At 39.8% G+C, this 23,100-nt stretch carries 20 protein-coding genes; 5 read left to right on the plus strand and 15 right to left on the minus strand.

The genetic code is table 11. From position 1 onward, the window contains the following. Nucleotides 1–82: 82 nt before the first annotated feature. The 5 genes from FTT94_RS05795 to FTT94_RS05815 are packed head-to-tail and all read right to left on the minus strand — an operon-like array spanning nt 83 to nt 7,843. Entirely contained in the window at nt 83–1,678 is a 1,596-nt protein-coding gene (locus FTT94_RS05795; protein ID WP_180105748.1) for a Tn7-like element transposition protein TnsE, read from the minus strand. 8 nt (nt 1,679–1,686) lie between these two features. Continuing rightward, the gene (locus FTT94_RS05800) at nt 1,687–3,228 is read right to left on the minus strand and encodes a TnsD family Tn7-like transposition protein (protein ID WP_180170395.1); all 1,542 of its coding nucleotides are present in this window, start codon (nt 3,226–3,228) and stop codon (nt 1,687–1,689) included. A gap of 25 nt (nt 3,229–3,253) precedes the next feature. Next, nucleotides 3,254–4,936 carry an AAA family ATPase gene (locus FTT94_RS05805; RefSeq protein ID WP_180170396.1) on the minus strand — a complete coding sequence of 561 codons (1,683 nt, stop codon included), beginning with the start codon at nt 4,934–4,936 and terminating at the stop codon, nt 3,254–3,256. Continuing rightward, a complete protein-coding gene (locus FTT94_RS05810; protein ID WP_180170397.1) occupies nt 4,933–7,053 on the minus strand; it encodes a Mu transposase C-terminal domain-containing protein in 2,121 nt (706 codons plus the stop codon). The genes FTT94_RS05805 and FTT94_RS05810 overlap by 4 nt, the downstream gene beginning before the upstream one ends. Beyond that, nucleotides 7,040–7,843, minus strand: a complete 804-nt coding sequence (locus FTT94_RS05815) for a TnsA endonuclease C-terminal domain-containing protein (RefSeq protein ID WP_180170398.1) — start codon at nt 7,841–7,843, stop codon at nt 7,040–7,042. Before FTT94_RS05815 ends, FTT94_RS05810 begins: the two co-directional genes overlap by 14 nt. A 429-nt stretch (nt 7,844–8,272) precedes the next feature. On the opposite strand from FTT94_RS05815, the gene FTT94_RS05820 reads away from it, so the two are divergent. Both FTT94_RS05820 and FTT94_RS05825 read left to right on the plus strand, forming a co-directional pair. Next, nucleotides 8,273–8,539 (plus strand): DUF1778 domain-containing protein, encoded by a 267-nt coding sequence (locus tag FTT94_RS05820; protein ID WP_039890759.1) that lies wholly within the window; start codon nt 8,273–8,275, stop codon nt 8,537–8,539. Next, the gene (locus FTT94_RS05825) at nt 8,529–9,014 is read left to right on the plus strand and encodes a GNAT family N-acetyltransferase (RefSeq protein WP_180003567.1); all 486 of its coding nucleotides are present in this window, start codon (nt 8,529–8,531) and stop codon (nt 9,012–9,014) included. The genes FTT94_RS05820 and FTT94_RS05825 overlap by 11 nt, the downstream gene beginning before the upstream one ends. Nucleotides 9,015–9,610: 596 nt before the next feature. Here the strand turns inward: FTT94_RS05825 and glmS are convergent. The 8 genes from glmS to FTT94_RS05865 form a co-directional block, all read right to left on the minus strand. Beyond that, nucleotides 9,611–11,449, minus strand: a complete 1,839-nt coding sequence (glmS, locus tag FTT94_RS05830) for a glutamine--fructose-6-phosphate transaminase (isomerizing) (protein WP_180170399.1) — start codon at nt 11,447–11,449, stop codon at nt 9,611–9,613. Nucleotides 11,450–11,461: 12 nt separating this feature from the next. Next, the gene (glmU, locus tag FTT94_RS05835; RefSeq protein ID WP_180170400.1) at nt 11,462–12,826 is read right to left on the minus strand and encodes a bifunctional UDP-N-acetylglucosamine diphosphorylase/glucosamine-1-phosphate N-acetyltransferase GlmU; all 1,365 of its coding nucleotides are present in this window, start codon (nt 12,824–12,826) and stop codon (nt 11,462–11,464) included. Between the two features lie 21 nt (nt 12,827–12,847). Beyond that, complete coding sequence (locus FTT94_RS05840) at nt 12,848–13,324, minus strand: phosphatidylglycerophosphatase A (RefSeq protein WP_180170415.1); 477 nt, start codon at nt 13,322–13,324, stop codon at nt 12,848–12,850. A gap of 22 nt (nt 13,325–13,346) precedes the next feature. Continuing rightward, a complete protein-coding gene (thiL, locus tag FTT94_RS05845) occupies nt 13,347–14,264 on the minus strand; it encodes a thiamine-phosphate kinase (protein WP_180170401.1) in 918 nt (305 codons plus the stop codon). Nucleotides 14,265–14,284: 20 nt separating this feature from the next. Beyond that, nucleotides 14,285–14,734, minus strand: coding sequence for a transcription antitermination factor NusB (gene nusB / locus FTT94_RS05850; RefSeq protein ID WP_180161485.1), 450 nt, complete (start codon nt 14,732–14,734; stop codon nt 14,285–14,287). Between the two features lie 4 nt (nt 14,735–14,738). Next, nucleotides 14,739–15,209, minus strand: coding sequence for a 6,7-dimethyl-8-ribityllumazine synthase (gene ribE, locus FTT94_RS05855; protein WP_067765591.1), 471 nt, complete (start codon nt 15,207–15,209; stop codon nt 14,739–14,741). 11 nt (nt 15,210–15,220) lie between these two features. Continuing rightward, nucleotides 15,221–16,342, minus strand: coding sequence for a bifunctional 3,4-dihydroxy-2-butanone-4-phosphate synthase/GTP cyclohydrolase II (gene ribBA, locus FTT94_RS05860; RefSeq protein WP_180026167.1), 1,122 nt, complete (start codon nt 16,340–16,342; stop codon nt 15,221–15,223). Between the two features lie 314 nt (nt 16,343–16,656). Beyond that, nucleotides 16,657–17,229: a TetR/AcrR family transcriptional regulator gene (locus tag FTT94_RS05865; RefSeq protein WP_180022200.1), complete on the minus strand. Its 573-nt coding sequence runs from the start codon at nt 17,227–17,229 to the stop codon at nt 16,657–16,659. A gap of 131 nt (nt 17,230–17,360) precedes the next feature. Here FTT94_RS05865 and FTT94_RS05870 point away from each other — a divergent pair, with 131 nt between their 5' ends. Then, a complete protein-coding gene (locus FTT94_RS05870; RefSeq protein WP_180170402.1) occupies nt 17,361–18,110 on the plus strand; it encodes an SDR family oxidoreductase in 750 nt (249 codons plus the stop codon). Nucleotides 18,111–18,424: 314 nt separating this feature from the next. Continuing rightward, nucleotides 18,425–19,018, plus strand: a complete 594-nt coding sequence (locus tag FTT94_RS05875) for a 2-hydroxychromene-2-carboxylate isomerase (RefSeq protein ID WP_180170403.1) — start codon at nt 18,425–18,427, stop codon at nt 19,016–19,018. A 93-nt stretch (nt 19,019–19,111) separates the two neighbouring features. Here FTT94_RS05875 and FTT94_RS05880 read toward each other — a convergent pair whose 3' ends face one another. After that, nucleotides 19,112–20,623, minus strand: coding sequence for an aldehyde dehydrogenase family protein (locus tag FTT94_RS05880; RefSeq protein WP_078194071.1), 1,512 nt, complete (start codon nt 20,621–20,623; stop codon nt 19,112–19,114). Nucleotides 20,624–20,844: 221 nt separating this feature from the next. On the opposite strand from FTT94_RS05880, the gene FTT94_RS05885 reads away from it, so the two are divergent. Further along, nucleotides 20,845–22,026, plus strand: coding sequence for a transcriptional regulator (locus tag FTT94_RS05885; protein ID WP_168378852.1), 1,182 nt, complete (start codon nt 20,845–20,847; stop codon nt 22,024–22,026). A 21-nt stretch (nt 22,027–22,047) separates the two neighbouring features. Here FTT94_RS05885 and FTT94_RS05890 read toward each other — a convergent pair whose 3' ends face one another. Next, nucleotides 22,048–23,010, minus strand: coding sequence for an alpha/beta hydrolase (locus FTT94_RS05890; RefSeq protein WP_180010824.1), 963 nt, complete (start codon nt 23,008–23,010; stop codon nt 22,048–22,050). Between the last annotated feature and the right edge of the window lie 90 nt (nt 23,011–23,100).

The raw sequence follows: 23,100 nt of genomic DNA on the forward strand, positions 1-23,100 counted from the left end.
TCTCGAAATAATTCCTGCGAAGTAAGGAAGGTATGATTATAGAAGGAAAATCGCTCCTATATGCCAAGATACTGTTTAACCTTTATATTGATTTTACCTTTGCTAAGATCCGTTGAGCCCAGTCAACATAATAATTTACATCGTCTAGTTGTTCCTTTTTTGAAGGATGATTAATTGTAGTAAAGGCGGTAATACCTCTTACTTCAGATATAAACTTTTTAGGCCAACTGAGTGATTGAGAAAGTATTGAATTGTTTAATTTTTCGAAATCTATCTCAATTAATAATTGAGTTTTTTCTTCATATCGGAGTAATAGTGTAGAGATGTTCTTTTTTCCATCTGATGTATCAATTTCACATAGATAGAATTGTTCATCATTTTTTGTGTTTATAATTCTATAGACATAAAAGTATCGTAGTTGATTGGCGTTAGAAAACTTGTGGCCTCGGAAACGTTTATATTTTTTAAACGGTGAATTCTTAATTTCTTTGATTTCATATCCTTTTTGTTCAATTTTGTCCAATACCTTAATCAAGTCTTTATGAGTGACTCGCTCTAGTTGAATATCTGATTCTGTTGTAACTCCAGGCAGAGTACCCTCTATATCTCCTTCTCCGCCAGCAAATCCTTCTTCTTGATTTTGGTCTTTATCCATCTGCTTTCGTCTTTGCCGTATGGTAGTTTCGGAAGGGGGCGTCTCTAAAGAAATTTTTAATTCTTCTATCGTATAAATTTTTCCTGGGAGGTTTCTTAGTTTGGCTATTAGTTTATCGATATCTGCATCAGCTTTTTGATTTAATTTTTCTCTAGGTGGACATGTTGGTGTTGACTGCTTGGGATTTTGTCCTTGAGCATTTTTTATTTGTTGTATAATCTTTTTTGAAGTGAAATGAAATTGAATAGGGCGGTTGATAGCTGTATCAAGATTTTTGAAAGACGTGATGCGCTCAATTCTGTAAATACCTGTTTTTTTATTAAAAATACCCTCTACTGTTAGGTTAATATTTTTGATATTAGGAGCTTCCATATCAAAATTAAAGCTTTTAACACCTTTTTGATCAACAATTGTTTTTTGATAAATACTAAGGAAGGCCTTATTTAAGTCCGGCTGTAATAAAATTAAAGCGAGCTTCTTTAAAAAATGAGGATCAGAGATATCAGCTCTCATAATTTTTTTGTTTTGCGCAATATTAATATGTATAGCATTTTCATCATTCATATCCACTAAAATATCTGTTGAATAATTTTCTGCAAAAAGTGCTGCACGTAAAAGATAGGGGTGTGAAAAAAATAGATCCCGAGCAAGAATAAGCTTAGGTAAAAGAATTGTCATATTTTTCTTTAATATGGGTGAATCATAATTAAACTCAAAGTATAACTGACCGTTATGCGTTTTTTGATAATTGTTCTTGGATAAATCTAAAACGTTGAGCGCTGAAAAATCCACTGATTTCAGGGTGTGGTTAAATAATTTCTGTGGATCAGGATTGGCAATTGGAGTTTTATGGTAATAAAGAAGAATACTTTCAATTGGCAATTTAAGATGAATATACCGTTTAATAAGAGGGTTAAATAAACAAGTATCAATATCAAACCGAGTTTGACCATGTCGACTAATTTTTTTCGCAGTATAATAAATCATATCTTTCGGTAAATATTCGATCAGACAATCACTCATTTTTAATTTCACCCCCAAATACTATTAAAAAATCTACGAGCTTCTGGCGTTAATCGTTCAGGGCTTAATCCGGATAGTCGAAGAAAAACACTCGGTGGATAGAACTGATTTTCAGTGTATTGGCGAATAAATGTTCGTGTAAGACGGCGTATTTGATAACAATCTACAGACTCAGCGTAACGCTCTAGAAAGGCGGTGGTGAGTGGTAAAAACCTCCAGTTTTTTTCAATCATACTTACCGAGCCAAGTTGCTTAATAAAAAACTTTTTTGTCCATTGTGGAGAGTCGAGATCTTCTAATAATTGATCCCGGATTTTGATGAGTTGTTTAATCAATTGTTGATCTCGCTTTTTCCAATCTACACGTGGCTTGGGAATGGCTGAAGGTAATACCACAGCAGATTTATTTGTCAGTAATAGCCAGTTCTTATGATTACGATATAACCGAGCGTAAAGTGCAGGATCACATTGACGTGCCTGCTTAACAGAATTTTTCTGAATTAATTTTGTCCATTGTTTTTGATCTTCAGATAATATCATATCTATTTTATTATTAACCCATACAGGGGGAGCTTCGTGCTGCTGATCTAAGTTTGTTTTTTCTATAGATGCTAAGCTAACATATTGCTTATATGTTTCAATTGGTTTTTGCTCTGGAACCAGCGATTTTAATACAATGCAATGCTCAAGATAAGAAAATGCTTTACGATGTTTCCTGCACATATTTTTGAGCCAGCAGTTCTCAGAGCTCAGATCACCTAATTGATAATATTGAAGAAAACTTTCGCCCCAATAATCGACAACAAGCTGACGGACTTTTTCGTAATTGATATTTTTTTGACCTGACAGTAAGTCTCTGTCTTTCAATAGATTGAAGTAGGCATTTGATAAAATCGAAACATCTTGTACTGCATTATGGCTAGATTGAATAAGTAGATCCTCGATTATTTTTGCTAACTCTAGATGACGCTTTAAGTCTTGTGAATTAATAAAAAGTTGTGAGGAGTCAATAAGGACATTTAAATGAGCATTATAAAATCTTCGGTCTAGCCCATTGCAAGGAACAGAGCTGACAAAAAGGGCAGATTCATGCTTTATACAATATTCATATCCTGTAATCTGCCAGCTACGTTTCCAATACACTTCACCATATTGTTCCATCTGTTCTTGCCAACAATGCGGACAGAACCGAAAAAAATTCACAGATTTGATTCGCGACGCATTTTTTCCCAACTTGGTATGTAATGATTGATACTGTTCACCCTGTAATACATGTACAGCATAACGCATCACTGTATCAGGTTGAAATGGTTGATAAATTGGTAATAAGGTGTGCTGGTTGATTAAATGGAGTGCATCATAGCAATCTGGTAGATAACTGGCCAATTTGTCTATGTAAGACGGTAAATCGTAAGTTGGCGTCAAATTTCTATTATTGAATAATTCTTCAGTAAGGTATTTGGGACTTAAAATTCCATTGTGAATAGCATAACGTGCAATCACACTGTAAATTAACTCATCTGGATATGGTATTGGAAAATTTGAAATCATAATACACTTACTCTCTATTTTTTGTTTAATGCAACACAGGAGAGGTGGGATCAAACAAATAGTGAGATGATTTTAATAGCTCATAAACATCTACTTCCTTTTCTTGTGCTTGACTGAAAAAATTCCGTAAGTCATTGGCTTCAGTGCTCTTCCATTCTTCTGCTTTCATGACTTTGCGTGATGTTCTTGGTTTTCTTACCGAAGTTGTGGTCTGAGGCTGGTCCAATTTATCTTTTGCTACAGAGCCGTCTAATACTTCCAGAATATGCTGGAGTAGTACCTGTAAGTTCTCGTTTGGATATTTTTTTAATGCAGAAGTGACATGCAGATCTATTGTAGCAGCGGGGTGACCTAAGGCCGTTAGCATACCTATAAGTGTGGAATAATGTGGTCCTAGATCTTTACGCTGTATTTCCGTTTTTAATGCAGCTTTTAAACGGTGTTGTTCAACATATTCCTCAATTTGAACTTGAGGGATAGTTAAGTCAGAATACCGTGCAATACGTGTGGGGTTGCCTGAGCGGAGTGCATCCAAAATATCGTGGACTGGCTGTAATTGTTCTTCGTAGACTTTTTTAAAAAGTTCAGATGTAATTTTTTCCAGACCAATGGTGATTGCATGAATCTGCACCAAGCAGAACAGTTTAACCACTAAATCTGGAATGCCCTGCGTATAATAATACCAAGTGTTTCTTAATTCATCGGTCAGTTCAGCTGGTTGTTGAACCCATTGATATTGCCACAGCTTGTTGGTGAAAGCATACCATTCAGAAATGATCATTTGATCAGGGGTGCTAGGATCGGGAGTGGGTACTTCATTGCGCATAGGTTCCCAGATTAAAGAGCCTAATCCAGCACTGCGTCTAGCTGATCTCAAGTCTTCTTGTAGAATTTCATTGGCTTTAGGTGTCCCGATCATTACGATTGGAATAGATGCTACATTCACAAGTGTGACAAAGAAGTTAAGAATGATCTCTGCTCCGCCAGATTTTTTTGTATTTAAATGCTGGATTTCATCGATAATTAAAAGTCCAATGGAAAAACTATTTGCGATTATTTTCATCTGCTGCAACATGGCATTCACATTTAAGCGGCTTCTAGTGAAACGATGCTCGAAGTTCGTATCGCCTAATGCTAAATCTACTGCCCTAAAAAAGTTTGAGCATAAGTTTTTTAAAGAGCTGTCATGCGGACAATCAATTTTAAGATAAACAATTTGTTTTAATCCTAGCTCTTTATGTTCAATTACTTGTGGGTAATAACGCAAAATCTTGTTCATTGTTGTTGTTTTACCGCTTCCGGAACAGCCTATGATTGACATGCTCGTTGCAGTCGACTCGGGGGGTGCATAGCGATAAGTGCTTTCTTTTGAAGGTTCTAGTTGCTGAAAAGCAGCGTGTAAATGTCGATGTCTATCCCCATTAGTGATGTTTCTGCTCACGTAACCTTGCCGAATCATAATAGAAATTTTTTGCTCAAGGGATAGATGTTTGGTCAGTGGTTGAAAAAAATCATGAGGCAACTGAGCAATCAGATGGATTCTTTCTGGTTGGGGTAAGAAACGCTGTTCTGGAATAAATTTCAGTTTCCCTCGTAGGTGTTTAATGACCGATTTTGTGTCAAGGATAGGCGGTAATTGAGTAATGAGAGGATTATTCCCATAGATATCTTCTATCGATGTGTTGACCGCGAGTTCATTATTATTCATTCTTCATCGTCCTCTTCAAATAATTGTCTCATTAAGTCTGGTTGACTGGTCAAATCCAGATTGCTGCTGTGAGATGGGGGTGTTGGAGTATTGTCTTGGTTGGAATGGATAGTCCGGATAGAATTGACGGACCTATTTTGGAGATGTTCCTCACGTTCCACCTGAATTGCTTCTTGTTTGTTCTGACGAATATCCCGAGTACGTTGTGCTTTAGAAAGTTGGTGAACTCCTGCTTGAGCCTGCCGGCTCTGTGCTGTGTGGATGATTTTGTCAGTAAAATCCTGTAATTCACTAATGGCTACAGACTTTAGTTGTGAATGTTGTTTTTCAACAGTTTTGATTGCTTTTTGAATTTGTTCAGCTTCCCACCAGGTCAGATGCTGATATTGACGTGAGGCATCACTTAAGTGGGCTTCCCAGTATTCCAATTTATTTTCATCAAAGAAAACATAAATGGTATTTACTGAGTATGGGTCAAAACCAATCCGCAACTTTTTCGGGCGGGATTTGGTCGTGTTACGAATAAACCAGCCTTGTTGATGCATTTCCAAACATTGATAGACTAATCCTTTGACTTTAAGTCCTTTATCACTTAAGGATGCATCGATCCTAGGTAGCAAGCCAACATATAGTGATTTGTTATCCACTTGTCTCAACATCCCAGTACGGTGCTGTAGGCCCCACTGCCAGAGCTTAAGAGGGATAGAAGGCAGGTCAGTTGGCATATCGGCACTGCGATCATATTTTGTCAAAACGTCAAAATTATTGCGTAATAAGACGCAGCTTAATATGATTTTTCTGAACTCTTCTAGAGTCAGACAAGCTTCTAGGCGATAATCATGTCCGCCTTTCTTTTTTTCCTTGAATCCAGAAACAACACCGATATTCTCGTAGGATTTAAAGCGTGACTGAATGATTCCGAAAGCCCTCTCCACAATACCTTTGGCATCGCTTCGATATGGTGGAGCATTTTCAATTCGAACAGAAAAGTTTTTTTCAAGAAGTTTAATTTGATATCCAATTAGTTCACCGCGGTCTGCAAGTATGGCACTAGGTAAACCATAAATAGGCCAGTCTTCCGATTGTATTTGCAAGCCGTAACTCTGACAGAATGTCACTTTATCTTGGATTGCAACGCTGAGGCATTGTATGGCTGTGTTAAATGAACTGTTTTCCATACCGACATAAAGCCCAGTAATCATTCGGCTGAATACATCGATAACAATATATACGGTAGGTCTGCCAATAATCTGTGATGGATCTCGTGATGATACAAGGTAGATATCAGCAATTGTTGAATCTATCTCATAACGCGCACCAGGACCATTTGCTTGCTTGGTTGCTGTTGAAGTCAGAGGTTTGTGATCTTTCAGGGTTTTCTGATTCGTCAGAATTTCCTTGGAATTGTTCTTATTTCTGTATCGCGTATTATAAAAATAATAGAATTGAGCATACGTTGGAATATCTGCAGCTTGCACTTGATGAAAGTGCTTAGAAAATGAATTTTTAAACCGAAGATAAGTTTCGTTAATGGATTGTTTTTTGATAGGAATTAAATACTCTTCGATGGCTTTCTTAAAATACAATTCAACCTGTTCAGTGACATTCTTACCTTCACTTGATTCATAGATTCGTGGTCTGCCAATCTTTTTATTACCTATAACTCTTTTTTGGCCTTTTCCACCTGAGTTTTCATAGTCAGGTACCAAAGCATTTATAGTTTGCCCACGTTGCCAGTAACGTCTTAGTAGTCGTAGAATTTTATTAATTGATACCTCTTTTTCCAGATGTATCATTTTAACTTTTGCTGTTCTTATTTTTGCATTGATAAGAACTTGTTCATCATTAATTAGCTCTTGAATAATTGAAAAGTTTTCCTCTCTTTTTTTGAGTTGAATAGAATCTTCACTCAAGTTTAATCGTTTTAAGTATTCATAAGGATCTTGTGCTGGTATCAGGCTTTGATCATCTGAGAGAGTTTGAAGCTCCTTGGACAAAATGAGTTCAGGGAATGCATTTTTATTATCAATAGAAATCCATACCGTATGCTGCGGTAGGAATTTGAGTATTCGGTATTGTGTTGAATTCAAGATGTAAACTGAATTAATTAGTTGCATGGACTGTATTCTCATTCTGGAGCAAATTACTTGCATGAATATCAGAGAGTTTAAGCTCCAAGTACGAAATTTCTAGATTAAATTGCAGTATTCGCAGTGCAAATAGTTTTCTGAACAATGCGAGCGTCGTTCCGATACCCAGTTTTTGAGTTTGGTCAATATGCTTGCAGAAGGTGATTAAGGAGCTTTGAGGATACTGGCTAATTTCTTCCATAAGATAAACTGCTTGATCAATCATGTGATTCGTTATTTCAAGATCATTTTTTTCTACATACAGCCATTTAATATTCTCTAGTACCGTCGCAGGAATGTCTTTTTCAGTAATCAGCTTGAACGGCGTATTGTGCTCTTCTTCCCAGTAGCGACGTTTAATTTCTAATGACTCAATAACATGAGCTTTATTCAGATCTTTGCTGTAAAGAGTGTCAAGGGCTATAGAAAACTTACCAAAATCAACTAAAAAATCTGAAGATAGGGTAAAAGGTATATAGTCAATCGACACTTTTTTCATTCGGAAACGAGAACAGATGGAGTTAAGATCATAGATATCCAAAGGATAATGCTCGCGAATATCTGTAACGTTCTGATTCCAGTCAAGCAGTAAAAAGGTAGATAGCTCTAGATCAGAAAATAAGTGATGAAGACGTTTACTGACACGGCCTTGTACTCTGTGAGAGCGACCAATTGAACTGAAGTTTTGAACAGTTTTACAAGCTTTATAATCGCGTCCATGGCCCTGGCCATACCCTTCTGTTACTAGTTCTTCATAGTTTTTTATAATTTTTGCCATACAGAAGACCTGTGGGTTTTGGTGGATAATTAATCATATCTGAAGCGGGTTGATTTTGTATTTAGCAAAAACATACAAACTTAAATATATTTATATACAAACAAAATTTTATAATTTTTATTTAATTATTTATTTAATTCAGCAACTTAATAATTAATATGGTATTTTAATACTCAATTAATGAGTTTAAAAAAACGTTGATGATAGGCAAAAGTATTCAAATTACATCTTAGTAAACATCGTTGCATATTCTTATGTAAACCAATTGCATATTCAGACTCAAACCCGACCATTCATTTTGGTTCATAGTAAAATGCTTATTTTCTATTCCAAATATTTTAGAACAAAATATGTAAATTTGGATCTTAAAGTACTACCTTAATCTGCTATAATTTGTACATCATTATGATGTACAAATTGGTGGAAAATATGGCTAACTTAGCAACAGAACGAATCAATGTTCGTTCAACCGTAGATGCAAAGAATGTAATTGAGCAAGCTGCGAATTTATTGGGTCTTAGTGTGAGTTCCTTTATGATCCAATCCTCATTTGAACGAGCAAAAGAATTACTTAAATCTAATCACGAGTTAAAAGTAAATAATGCTGATCGTGATATGTTAATGAATTTGCTTGAAAATCCACGCCCTGCAAATGATGAGATGAAAAATTTAATGAGTTTATTGGATGAAAATTGAGGTTTTACAAGCCCATCATCAGAAAAAATCATTTAATTGTGGGCAAGATGATTTAAATAAGTTCATAAAACAATACGCATCCCAACATCAGAAATCAGGAACAAGTAAAACCTATGTTGCTATTGATGATGCACAGGTGAGGGGATTTTATTGTCTATCAAGTACCTCTATAGGATTTGATGGGGTTGATGCTGTTCTCACTAAACGATTACCTCGTTATCCCTTACCTTGTGTGGTTGTGGGTCGCTTTGCCGTTGATCAAGCAGCACAGGGGCAAGGAGTTGGAAAAGTACTTTTAGCACATGCTCTTAAACAAGTTTCAAAAGTTGCTCAAATTATTGGCGTAAATTTTGTTGTAATACATGCTAAGGATCAAAAAGCTATGGAGTTTTATCAGCGGTTTGGCTTTATCTCATTAACATCAAATCCATTAACATTAATATATCCAGTGAATGAAATACCTCATTTTAAATAAGGTGGGCTGCTAGTAACAGGAATAGCTAATAGACTTATTCAGAGTTTGCACATAGTTCCTTATCCCTTATTTTGCTTTATGACCAAATACTGCGTCTAATTATGGTAATTTAATTAAGTTTGTTTTATTTTTTTATCTTAAGTTGTTGATATATCTTATTCATTGTTTTTTATTTTTAAAATTAAGTTTGTATTAATATTTACTATCTTTAATTCTAGATGAAATTAAGTTTGCATAATATTCTTCCGCATTTAAAATGCGAATTCTTGCGCAGAAAGGCGAAGCATACTTTAAATAAAAATGAAATTTTTTCAAGGTGAGGTCAAAAAGGAATGCTTTTTGAATCTAGGGTGAGATTTTTATATATTTATCTAATTGAATATATTAGTAATAATTTTATATTTCTGGTTTGACTCTAATTTGAATTTAATTATATTAAAAACCCTGTAGACTTGGTGAAGAATCACTGGTTCTACAGGGTGGGGGGTTATTCGTTTACTTCATTAATATCCAAACTTAAATAATTAAATCTAAACTTAATTATTTGGTACAAACTTAATTATACGAACACAATTCCAGCCCTTGATCAAAAATTATTATTCCACCGTCACTGACTTCGCCAAATTACGTGGCTGATCGACATCTGTTCCACGCAGCACTGCAACATGGTATGAGAGTAATTGCACGGGTACGCTGTATACGATTGGTGACAAGATTTCATTCACACTTGGCACATAAACCACGTGTTGACGATCTTTCGCTTTGATGCCGCTGTTTTCATCTGCAAAAACAAACAATTCACCACCACGCGCTTGCACTTCTTCCATATTCGATTTGAGTTTATCCAACATGTCATCTTGTGGCGCAAGAATCACCACAGGCATATCATTATCAACCAGTGCCAATGGACCATGTTTTAATTCACCAGCCGCATAACCTTCTGCGTGGATATATGAAATCTCTTTAAGTTTCAAAGCACCTTCAAGGGCGATAGGGAACTCAGTTCCACGACCCAAGAATAGGCAGTGATTTTTTTCAACAAATAATTCTGATAGACGTAGAATCTCAGCATTATTTTGTAAAGTATCTAAAATCACTTTTGGTGTATGCCAAAGCGCTGCAATAATTTCAGAGACACGGTCAGTTGAAATGCTTTGCTTAATTTGACCAATTTTCAATACCAATAGCATCAATGCCGCAAGCTGTGTGGTAAATGCTTTGGTCGAAGCAACACCAATTTCAGGGCCTGCAAGTGTCAACAAACTATAGTTGGTTTCACGTACCATCGACGAGGTTGCCACGTTGCAAATGGTCATGGTGGTGATATTCAAGCTTTTCGCTGCTGCACGCTTTTGCGTATCACGCAGTGCAGCTAAAGTATCGGCTGTTTCACCTGATTGAGAAATACAAACATACAGTGTGTTATTCACAATCACAGGCGAGCGATAACGGAATTCACTGGCAATTTCGACTTGGCAAGGTACGTCAATCAGTTGTTCAAACCAATATTTGGCAATCATGCCGGCATGGTAGCTGGTACCACATGCGATGATTTGCACTTGTTGAATTTGGCTGAAATCTTGAGCTGCATTGGCAAGGAAATCATCACGAAGCGCATTACCATTTAATGCTTGTGAAATCGTTTGCTTAATCGCTTCAGGCTGCTCATAAATTTCTTTGAGCATATAGTGTTTATATTCACCTTTTGAAGCATTGCTTACAGTCGCATCAAGCTCTTTGATTGGTCGATTCACTAATTTACCATCGACGAATACTTCAATGGTATTACGTGTCAAACGTGCAATATCACCTTCTTCAAGGTAGATAAAACGGTTGGTAATCGGTAAAAGTGCCAATTGATCCGAGCTAATAAAGTTCTCGCCAATACCGACACCAATCACAAGAGGTGAACCTTCACGCACCGTGATTAATTCATCAGGATGGTCGGTATGTACGATACCTAGTGCATAAGCACCTTTGAGTTGAGGCACGACACTTTTAACTGCTTCTAAAAGACTCGGAGTGCTTTTTAAAGCATCATTGACTAAATGCGCGACAACTTCTGTATCTGTTTGTGAGGTAAAGACATAACCAAGTGCTTCAAGATCATCTTTAAGCTCTTGATAGTTTTCAATAATGCCGTTATGAACTACAGCAACATTGCCTGAAATATGCGGATGGGCATTATTTTCAGTCGGTTTACCATGGGTTGCCCAGCGCGTATGAGCAATACCGACTGAACCTGCGATATCTGCTTCTTCAACGGCTTGTTCAAGATTTGCAACTTTACCTACGCGACGTTCACGTAGAACATGGCCTTTATTAATCAGCGCTAAACCCGCAGAGTCATAGCCACGATATTCAAGACGCTTTAAGCCTTCAATTAAAATATTGGTAATACTACGTTCTGCAACGCCACCGACAATACCGCACATAATTTAATCCTCTTATTTCTTCAATTTTTGGGGACGTTGATAGTTTTCTTTGGCAAATTGCTTCGAACGTTCTACCGCAAGGCTATTGTCTGCCACGTCACGTGTAATGGTTGAGCCAGCACCCACTGTTGCACCATGACCAATGGTGACAGGAGCGACTAATGAGCTATTTGAGCCGATGAAGGCTGAGTCACCGATAATGGTTTTAAATTTGTTTGCGCCATCATAGTTGCAGGTAATGGTGCCTGCACCAATGTTTGAACCTGCACCGACTTCGGCATCGCCTAAATAGGTAAAATGGTTGGCTTTAGAGCCGACGCCAATGCTTGAATTTTTGACTTCAACAAAGTTTCCAATATGTACTTCATTGGCCAAGTTTGCGCCTGGGCGTAAACGTGCAAATGGACCGATTTGAGCTTCTTCACCAACAATGGCGCTGTCAAAAACGCTATATGGTTGAACTTTAGTGCCTGCTGCAATCTTGGTGTTTTTAATCACACAACCTGCACCAATTTCAACGTTATCACCGAGTTCAACATCACCTTCAATAATTACGTTGATATCGATACGGACATCTTGACCGACAGTCAGTGTGCCACGTAAATCAAAACGAGCAGGATCAATCAGGTGAACGCCTTGTTGCATCAGTTGTTTTGCTTGGAAACTTTGAAATTCACGTTCAAGGGCTGCCAATTGTACGCGGTCATTGACACCTTCCACTTCGAAAGCGCGTTCTGGTTCAACAGATGCAACTTCAAGACCGTCAGCAATCGCCATGGCAACGATATCGGTCAGGTAATATTCACCTTGCGCATTATTATTGCTTAATTTTGGCAACCATTCGTGCAATTTAGCATTACTTACGGCATAAATACCGGTATTAAATTCTTTGATTTTACGTTGTTCTTCAGAGGCATCTTTGTGTTCAATAATGGCTTGAATTTTGCCATTTTCACGTACAATACGACCATAACCTGTCGCATCATTAACCGTTAAAGTTACTAAGCCAATACCTGTTTGAGTAGATGCATCTAATAGTTTTTGTAATGTTGCTTCAGTGATACAAGGCACATCACCTGAGAGAATCAAAGAAATCCCGGTTTTTGCGAGAACAGGCAGAGTCACTTTGACTGCATGGCCTGTACCCAATTGTTCTGCTTGTTCAACCCATTTGACATTTTCATGTGCAAACGCGTTTTGAACCAATTCACCGCCATGCCCATAGATGGTAATTATTTCTTCTGCATTTAATTTTTTCGCAGTGTTGATGACATGGCCAAGTAGGGGTTGTCCTGCGAGTGGTTGTAATACTTTGGGTAAACGAGAACGCATACGTGTCCCTTTACCTGCAGCAAGAATAATAACGCTAGTAGACATGTTTAATCCTAGGTGTTTCTATTACATAGACAAAATATAAAAATAAATACAGATGCAAAGCGCGGCCCAAAGACCTGCAATGATGTCGTCGAACATGATGCCAAAGCCACCACCGACTTGACGGTCAATGACACGAATAGGCCACGGTTTCCAGACATCAAGTAAACGGAATAACGCAAAACCAATCAATGCCCAAGTCCAGCTCATTTGCCCAAGATATAAAATTGGGAGGAAGGTAATGGACTGACCGGCAAATTCATCCCATACGATGCGACCATCGTCATGAACACCCATGACTTTGGCGGTTTGACCACAAATATAGATACCAATAATCGACATGATGATCATGACTATAATGGAGTTGAAAAAGCCGATTGCAAGCCAACCTGGAATAAACAACAAAGCAAAAGCAGAGCCAAAGGTGCCCGGTGCTTTGGGTGCAAGACCCGAACCAAATCCCACGCCACAAAAGGCGATGACTCGGTTAAACCAAGACATGGATTTAAAGTTAATGGCTGGCTTATGCAAAATGCTGGTATCCCTTAAATTTTATGACTTGGTCAACACCGTGGTTGTTATAACGGATTCCCAAATTAGGGGTGATTTGACCGATTTTACTAATGTTTACATCTAATTCTAGTTGCAGAAGTTTTTTATAATTCTGCGGACTTATTGTAAAGCATAACTCGTAGTCATCTCCACCCGCGAGGGCGTATTGCCACTGCTTTTCTTGTTGTAATTGTTTTACATCGTGATCGATAGGAAGTTGATCTAATTCAATTTCTGCACCGACGTTTGAAGCGGCGAGGATATGTCCTAAATCTTGTGCGAGCCCATCAGAGACATCAATCATACTGTTGGCTAAGCCTTTGAGCTGTTGGCCTAGTAAGCAACGTGGTGTGGGATAATCTAAACGGTGCTGTAAGCGATGACCTAAATGGTTTAAGCCAAATGCGGCATCACCGACTTGTCCGCTGACGCAGATATAATCACCAATTTTGGCACCTGAACGTGGGACAGCTTGTCCTGATTCTACCCAGCCGAGGGCTGTAACTGAAATCGTTAAATGTGGACTTTGAGTGGTATCACCACCAATTAAACTCACACCAAATTGATCGCAACAATCATATAAACCCTGACTAAAGCCTTTGAGCCAGTCATGATCAATTTGGGGTAGGCTCAATGCCAATAAAATACTGTGTGGTTTGGCACCCATTGCAGCAATGTCAGAGAGATTGACGGCAACAGATTTCCAGCCGATGGCATGTGAGTTTGTGTCGAGGGGAAAATGACGTCCAGCAACGAGAGTATCGGTACAGATGACCAATTGTTGCTGTGGAGGAGGGGTGAGCAAGGCTGAGTCATCACCAACTCCTAAATCGACAGCACTACTGCTGTGACGATTAAAATAGGTATCAATGATCGAGAACTCAGCCATACAACGTACTACTTAATAAATTAATTAGCTTGTTGCTTTTCTGCTGCACGCAATGTAGTCGCTAAACGATCCAATACACCATTGATGTACTTATGGCTGTCTGCACCGCCAAAATGTTTAGCTAACTCGATCGCTTCATCGAGTACGACACGGTAAGGAATCTCAAGATGTTCTTTGAGTTCATACGCGCCTAAACGAAGGGTTGCAAGTTCAACGCCATCTAAGGCTTCAATTTCGCGATCGAGTACAGGGATTAAAAGCGCATCCAATGCTTCATGATTGGCAACAACCTCGGTCAATAACTCGTGGTAATAGCCGAGATCTACCTTGTGCATGGCATTTTCCACACGCGTACGTGCTTCAATCTCATGCACAGGATTGCGGCTCATTTGCCATTCATAAATTCCTTGTACAGCAAAGCGACGTGCTTTACGTTTTGCTGCATAAGTTGCTTGAAGTGTTTGCGACATAGCGTTAAATAGCCTTTAACAAGTTAACCATTTCAATAGCAGTCAAGGCAGCTTCACTACCTTTATTGCCTGCTTTTGTACCTGAGCGTTCAATCGCTTGTTCAATACTATCCGTAGTCAATACACCATTAATTACTGGTAAGCCAGTGTCTAGACCAACAACGCCTAAACCTTTGGCACATTCGCCAGCAACAAAATCGAAGTGAGGCGTGCTACCACGAATCACTGCGCCAAGCGCGATGATGGCATCGAAACGATCTGAAGCTGCAAGTTTCTTCGCAACCACAGGAAGTTCCCAAGCACCCGGTGCATGAACAACAGTGATATTATCCTCTGATACGCCATGACGTTTCAATGTATCAACGGCACCTTCTAGCAAATGTTCAACAACAAAGCTATTAAAACGACCAACTAAAATCGCATAACGGTCTTCGTTCGCGAGATGTAACATACCTTCAATACGGCGAACAGCCATAGCAACCTCGATTATTTCTCTGATGTTTGATTTGCGGTGATGTATTCCACCACTTCTAAGTTAAAACCTGATAGTGCATTAAAGCGTAGTGGAGAGCTGAGTAGCTTCATTTTTTCCACGCCTAAATCACGTAAAATTTGTGCACCCACACCAATGGTTTGATACTGCTGAGACAGTGCCGCATTGGATTTAACATTTTTCGGTGCAGTTAAATTTTCTAAAGCAGGGCCTAAGTCCTGTAAATGACGCTGACCAATCCATACTAAAACACCACGATCGCTGGATGCGATTTCTTTCAGTGCTTTATCGAGATTCCACGCCGGAGCACCATCTTGTTTATTGAGTTTTAATAAGTCACGAACCGGGCTGAAACCATGTACACGGACTGTGGTTATGCCTTGTTTTGGTTCGCCTTTAACCAGTGCCAAATGAATGTCTGGGTTACCAATTTCACGGTAACGGAACAATTCAAAAGTACCATATTCAGTATCTAAAGTTTGTTGATCAATGCGCTCAACGGTTTGCTCATTGGTCATGCGGTAGTGAATTAAGTCCGCAATCGTGCCCATTTTTAAGCCATGCTTTTCAGCAAAGACTTCAAGATCAGGGCGACGTGCCATGGTGCCGTCTTCATTGATGATTTCACAAATCACCGAAGCTGGTTCAAGACCTGCTAAACGCGATAAATCACAACCGGCTTCTGTATGACCTGCACGGTGAAGGACACCACCAGGCTGCGCCATCAGCGGGAAAATATGGCCTGGCTGTACGATATCAGCCGGTTTAGCATGTGCAGCCACCGCTGTTTGAATGGTGTGCGCACGTTCAGCAGGAGAAATACCTGTTGAAATGCCATTTGCTGCTTCAATCGACAATGTGAAGTTTGTACCGTGCTGTGCACCGTTTGCATCGACCATTAAAGGTAAATTTAACTGCTGGCAACGCTCTTTACTTAAGGTTAAGCATACAAGACCACGCGCATGCGTAATCATGAAGTTGATATCTTCAGGGCGTACGTGGGTCGCAGCGATAACAAGGTCGCCTTCATTTTCACGATCTTCATCATCCATCAGGATGACCATTTTACCTGCACGAATATCAGCTACGAGCTCTTCAACAGTATTAAGCGGCATCAATCTTCACCTTTTTGTTTGTCTCGAATGACATTTACTTGCATTGATTGTTGCATAGTCTAACGTTTTTTTGCGTTCTTTGCCTATGCTTATCATTTTCCTTTAATGGCTCATTGTTATACACAGTCGTCAGAACCTTGAAAAGAGGACTTTATTTGAATTGTGCCATTTATGCCCAATCTTTAAGCGATTGAAAAGCATAAAAATTGGCAACCTTATACGGATATTGAATAATTAAGCCAAAGGAAGCTGACAGTTTGTCGGAAGCGTTTAATCGCATAACTACATGAAGGATCACATAAAATAATTGTCACTTATGCAGCTGAGTGAGCAGCTAAATAATCTTGAATGATCATTTTATTGGCCTGCAAAATGCTTTTTTGTAATTCGGGATCATGCATTGCCCGTGCAATTAAAACCGCACCGACCAATTGGGACATCATGGCCCAAGCTTTTTCTTCACTCGCCAAATGTGCGCTAAATAAAGCATGACCGCGCAGTAATTCCTTTTCATAGGCCTGTTTAATCGTGTCATCTGCACGAGCTACTTCGGTCGCAAGTGTCGGCAAAACACAGCCTTGTTCAGGATGTTCAAGGTGGGAAGGGGTTAAGTAACGGTCTAACTCAAAATTAATCCAGTCGGCTGCATTGTGATGCGGGTTGCTTTGCCACATGTTAAAGCTTTGCTGCAATTCATATTCAACCAATGCTTTGAGTAAATCCTGTTTTGACGAAAAATGTGAATAGAATGCGCCACTAGTGACACCTGCAGCTTTCATTAAGCCGTCAACACCTGTTGCAGCAAAGCCATTTTTTTTCGCAATTTGCCCCGTAATGTTGAGCAATTCTTGTCGTTTTTGTTGTTTGTATTCGGGTTTATAGCGCATGTGCATGACCCTAAAAAATTATGATTGACGATAAATTAATCATAACATAGTATTCGTTATAGTAACGATCGTTATTCAATAAAATTGATCGCACATGGAATATAAAAACTATCCAGCACGAGGAGATCGTCATGGAAAATAATCATATATCTAAGCCTGTCAAAGGTGTGGCATTGATCATTGGTGCAGGAGATGCCACCGGCGGTGAAATTGCCAAACGCTTTGCTCGTGGTGGCTATACTGCGTGTATGACGCGGCGTAATGTCGACAAATTACAGCCCTTAATTGTTGAAATTCAAGCGCAGGGAGGGACTGCTTTTGGCTTTGGTTCGGATGCTCGAAAAGAAGAGCAAGTGATTGAACTCATCGAGCACATTGAATCAAACATTGGCCCGATTGAGGTCATGGTCTTTAATATTGGTGCCAATGTGCCATGTAGTATTTTGGAAGAAACCGCACGTAAATATTTCAAGATTTGGGAAATGGCATGTTTCTCGGCATTTTTAACGGGTCGGGAAGTGGCGAAGCGCATGGTGAGCCGTGAATCTGGCACGATTATTTTTACTGGCGCAACAGCAGGTGTGCGCGGTGCGGCTGGCTTTGCCGCTTTTGCTGGAGCAAAACATGCGCTTCGTGCCTTGGCACAAAGCATGGCACGTGAACTAGGTCCACGTAATATTCATGTTGCGCATGTGGTGGTTGATGGTGCAATTGATACCGATTTTATCAAAGATACTTTTGCCGATTTGTACGCAAAAAAAGAGCAAGATGGTATTTTAAATCCAGTACATATTGCAGAAAATTATTGGCATCTCTCACAGCAACCACGAGATGCATGGACGCATGAATTAGATCTGCGACCGTGGATGGAACGCTGGTAAGCGTAATTTGATTCAAATGAAAGAACGATACGCGGTAAGGTCATCCGCAAGTGTTTGAGACAGGACTACATCTATTCAAAAATGTTTTTGCGATACTTTGAATAATTAGACGCTAGTGAACGAGTTTTGCGGATGACAATGGTTTTGGGTACTTTTGCCGAAACAAAAGTACCTCCAGCCGAAGGCTAATCCCTTTATTTAAACCCTGGATGTAAGACTCCGTCAAATCGGCTTAAAAATCATTTAAAAAATACGATGTTACTTTTACGTGCGTAACATCAGTTAGGAAAATAAGCAAAAAAAGGACGAAAAACATGAAAGTCATTGAATTTTATTTTGATGTCGGCAGCCCATATAGTTATATCGGTTTTCATCGCATTCAACAGATTGCACAGCAGTATCAAGCCGAGCTGATCTGGAAGCCGATGCTTCTTGGTGGAGTGTTTAAAGCTACTGGCAACAGTAGTCCGATGGCTGTGCCTGCCAAGGCACGCTATTCCATGCGGGATCTTAAGCGCTGGTCAGATCTATGGCAGATTCCCGTGCAAATGAATCCGTATTTTCCAATCAATACTTTGCAGTTGATGCGTTTGATTACCGCAGTCCAATTATTTCAGCCTGAAGTATTTCTCAATGTACTGACGGGTATTTTTAACGCGATGTTTGGTCAGCCACGCAATTTAAATGATCTCAATAAATTAATTCAATTGATGCAAGAGCTTGGATTGGATGTAGAGCAAGTTAAATCATGGCTTGAAGATGAAAAAGTAAAGTCTGAGCTTAAAGTTATTACCGAAGAAGCCATTGCACGAGGTGTGTTTGGGGCGCCAAGTTGGTTTGTCGATGATGAGTTATATTGGGGTGTTGATCATTTACATTTTGTTGAGTATGCCTTGTCTGCAAAATGAATGACCCAGCGCGGTAGACCGTTCATTCAATTTAAAAGCAGCACTAATAAAAAAGCGAACCGAAGTTCGCTTTTTGTTTTTTGATACTAAGACTTAGAAGAAGCCCATTGGTTTGGTGTCATAGCTCACCAACAAGTTTTTGGTTTGTTGATAATGATCAAGCATCATTTTGTGGTTTTCCCGGCCGATCCCTGATTTTTTGTAGCCACCGAATGCTGCGTGTGCAGGGTAGATATGATAACAGTTGGTCCATACACGACCTGCCTGAATAGCACGACCCGCACGATATGAAGTATGCGCTGAACGTGACCAAACACCTGCACCTAGACCATAAATGGTGTCATTGGCAATTTTAATCGCATCGTCAAAGTCTTTAAAGGTTGCTACTGAAAGCACAGGGCCGAAGATTTCTTCTTGGAAAATCTTCATGTCATTGGTGCCTTTAAAAATCGTTGGCTCAATATAGAAACCTGTACCGACTTCATTGCGTGGATCACCACCAGTAATCAGCTGTGCACCTTCATTTTTACCTGTAGCGATACAGCCCAAGATTTTATCTTGCTGCTCTTGAGATGCTTGTGCGCCAATCATGGTGTCGGTATCTAAAGGATGACCGGTCTTAATACGTTTGACACGCTCGACAGCCATTTCCAAGAATCGATCTGCAATGCTTTCTTGTACCAAAGCACGTGAAGGACATGTACAAATTTCACCTTGGTTCAGCGCAAACATGGCAAAACCTTCGAGTGTTTTATCTAAGAACTCATCATCTTTGTCCATGATGTCTTCAAAGAAGATATTTGGTGATTTTCCACCAAGTTCTAAAGTCACAGGAATGATATTTTCAGTCGCATATTGCATGATCATTTGACCCACAGCGGTTGAACCGGTGAAGGCGATTTTTGAGATGCGTGGATTGGTCGCCAATGGACGACCGACTTCAACACCATAACCATTCACAATATTCAGCACGCCCGGTGGGAGTAGATCTTGAATGAGTTCAGCCAAGACCAAGATGCTGACAGGCGTTTGCTCCGCAGGTTTCAACACGATGCAGTTACCCGCAGCCAATGCTGGAGCAAGTTTCCAAGCCGCCATCAAGATTGGGAAATTCCACGGAATAATTTGACCGACCACACCAAGTGGTTCATGGAAATGGTAAGCAATAGTATTTTCATCAATTTCAGAAATGCCGCCTTCTTGGGCACGGATACAGCCGGCAAAATAACGGAAGTGATCGATACAAAGTGGAATATCAGCGGCTAAGGTTTCACGAATCGGTTTACCGTTGTCCCATGTTTCTGCAACTGCAAGGAGCTCTAGGTTTTCTTCAAGTCGATCGGCAATTTTTAATAAAATATTTGAGCGTGTTGTTGGGGAAGAGGCGTTCCATTGGGCTTTGGCTTTATGCGCTGCATCCAAAGCCAATTCGATATCTTCAGCAGAAGAACGTGGCACTTTGGTAAAAACTTTACCGTCTACAGGGGAGATATTTTCAAAGTATTCACCTTTCACTGGCGCGACCCATTGGCCACCAATCAGGTTTTCATACTGAGCTTTAAACTGAACTTTTGAACCGGGTTGATTAGGATCGACATAACGCATATGAATTTTCCTTTGCTTGTTTATTATGATCTTGTTGGGCTGCCCATCTGTGGCAATCTACAGCTTTGGTATAAGGTACTTTTGTACATTATTTGATTAGCATAGCCTGTATAAGGTTGGAAAAAGGTTGGAGACAAGAAGGTTTACAATATTTTTTTTCAGTCTTAAAAACAAAAGCCGGGAAACGGATTTTTAGTCATGAATTGTTGTGAGAATAATGAATGATGATACCGAAGGATTTATCTGAAAAACGACAGAATGTCGAACGGTTAAGGCAGGGCATGAGTCTGTCAAAGCAGCAAAGCTCGCAATTGAATGAGAGCATTGTGAGTTCTTGGCAGCGATCGGCGCAGGCGGAAATTCCGGAAAACCGGAGTGCTGCGCCTTTGGTGAATTTAAGTCCTCAGAGTCAACAGCAGTCGGCATTGCATCACGCGTTGCAACATTGTGCCGAAGATTTAAAACACATTGCCGAACAGTCATCGATGGTACTTGCCGTGGGTGATGTAGGTAGCACGATTATTTGGAGTGCGTCGAGTCGGCAAATGCAAAGTGCTGCGGAAAGTGTACATTTTATTGCAGGTGGGCAATGGCGCGAAGAATTGGTCGGCACCAATGCATTAGCTTTGTCTTTAAAAACCCAACAGTCGAGTTGTGTGTTTTCAAATGAACATTACATGCCATCAGTACATGAATGGGTCTGCTATGCAGCACCGATTATCGATCCACATACGCAGCAAATTTTGGGCGTGGTTGATTTATCCACCGTGTGGAAAAACCACAATAGTTTAGGGCTACTTGCGGCTGAACGCTGCGCTTCGATTATTCAATCGGCTTTGCTCGATTTTCAAAAACAGCATTTGTATATTCGGGCCTTTGCTGTGCCGCAAGTGTTATTTAATGGCAAAGTGATGGTGCTGACCCCGCGGCAAATAGAAATTTTGACCATCTTGGCGCTATGTCCGCAAGGCATGACCTTAGATACTTTGCATCAAGCCTTATATGGTGAACGTAAGGTGAGCGTCGGGACTTTAAAAGCAGAAATGTCTCAGCTACGCGATATTTTGGGCGGCATGTTAGGCTCACGTCCTTACCGTCTATTGGCACAAGTCGAAGCCGATTTTTTGCAAGCCGAGCAAGCCTTAGATGCTGGTTATCTCGATTCGGCGTTGAAACTATGTTCAGGGGTTTTCTTGGCTAAAACCGAAAGTCCTTTTTTAGGGGCATGGCGTGATTGTCTTGAGTCACGATTGAGCCAAGCGATTTTTAATGCCAAGGAAACGGATGTTCTACTCAAACATGTCGCGCGTTTCCCTGAAGCTATCGATGCGGTTGAACGCCTGATTGAGCTGATGCCGAGATCGCATCCCGTACATCAGACCTTGTTGAAATTAAAACAGTAAGTCGCAACATCATACAGGCTATTAAAGGCCTTTATTGGCCAGCCATTCAAAGAGCTGGGTATAGACTTGTTCACGCGCGGTTTTTTCCGAAAGCACTAAATCATGCAAGCCATTGTGTATGCTTTGAATGGTGACATCGCCCTGAATTTTCTTGGCATATTTTTGGATGTCTTTTACACCTAAAATCACATCACTGGTCTGCGCTGCTTTACCCCATTTTTTGGGATTTTTAGTTTGATGCGAGTGCATGACCAAGACCGGTACATCTAGGCTGATACCTCGATGAATCTCTTTTTGAGCCTCATAAATTGTCCGCACGAAACTTAAATACACCATTGGATAGCGGGTCTTTTTCCAGTCTAAATTGAAGTCCCATTCACCCTTGAGTTCATGGTGTAAGCTGGCGGTGTACCATTTATTCAGTTCACTCGGAAATTTTAAATTGGGAAAGGTTTTTGCCAATTTACTCAGCTGTGGAATACCCAGTGCGCGTTTCACTGGATTCATGTTGAAATCATAAAATGGGCTGTTAACCCAAAGGGCTTGAATTAAAGGATGATTTTGATGATGTGCCGCATACAAAGTGGTGGTTAATCCACCGGTTGAATGACCACAAAGCAGTAAGGCATCATGACCTTCATCTGCAATGATCGTTAGGGCTTGATCTATTTCGGCATCGTATTCAGACAGTGCATGCACATTATAGTATTTTTGATGCGGGCGGATTGAGCGACCATATTTTCTTAAATCTAAGGCATAAAAGTCGAAACCGTGCTGATTAAAGCGTTCGGCCATTTCAGTTTGGAAAAAATAATCGATAAATCCATGGATATAGAGCACCGCTTTGGAGGTGGGAGCTGTGGCTTTTTTGCGAACCAGTGTGGCAACCACTGGGCCTTCATAATCATCCGGGAAGGTCAGCGTGGCTTGTTCATAGCCTGCGCCCAAAATGTCAGGCTGATACTGAATATGTGAATGGCTCATTATTATACTCATCAATATTATTGGACATTATACTTTATCCTTGATGAGCCATGAGCTTTTGTCAAATGAATAATCGATGCTTTTTTACGG

The organism is Acinetobacter sp. YH12027 (assembly GCF_013420085.1).
Classification (GTDB): domain Bacteria; phylum Pseudomonadota; class Gammaproteobacteria; order Pseudomonadales; family Moraxellaceae; genus Acinetobacter; species Acinetobacter amyesii.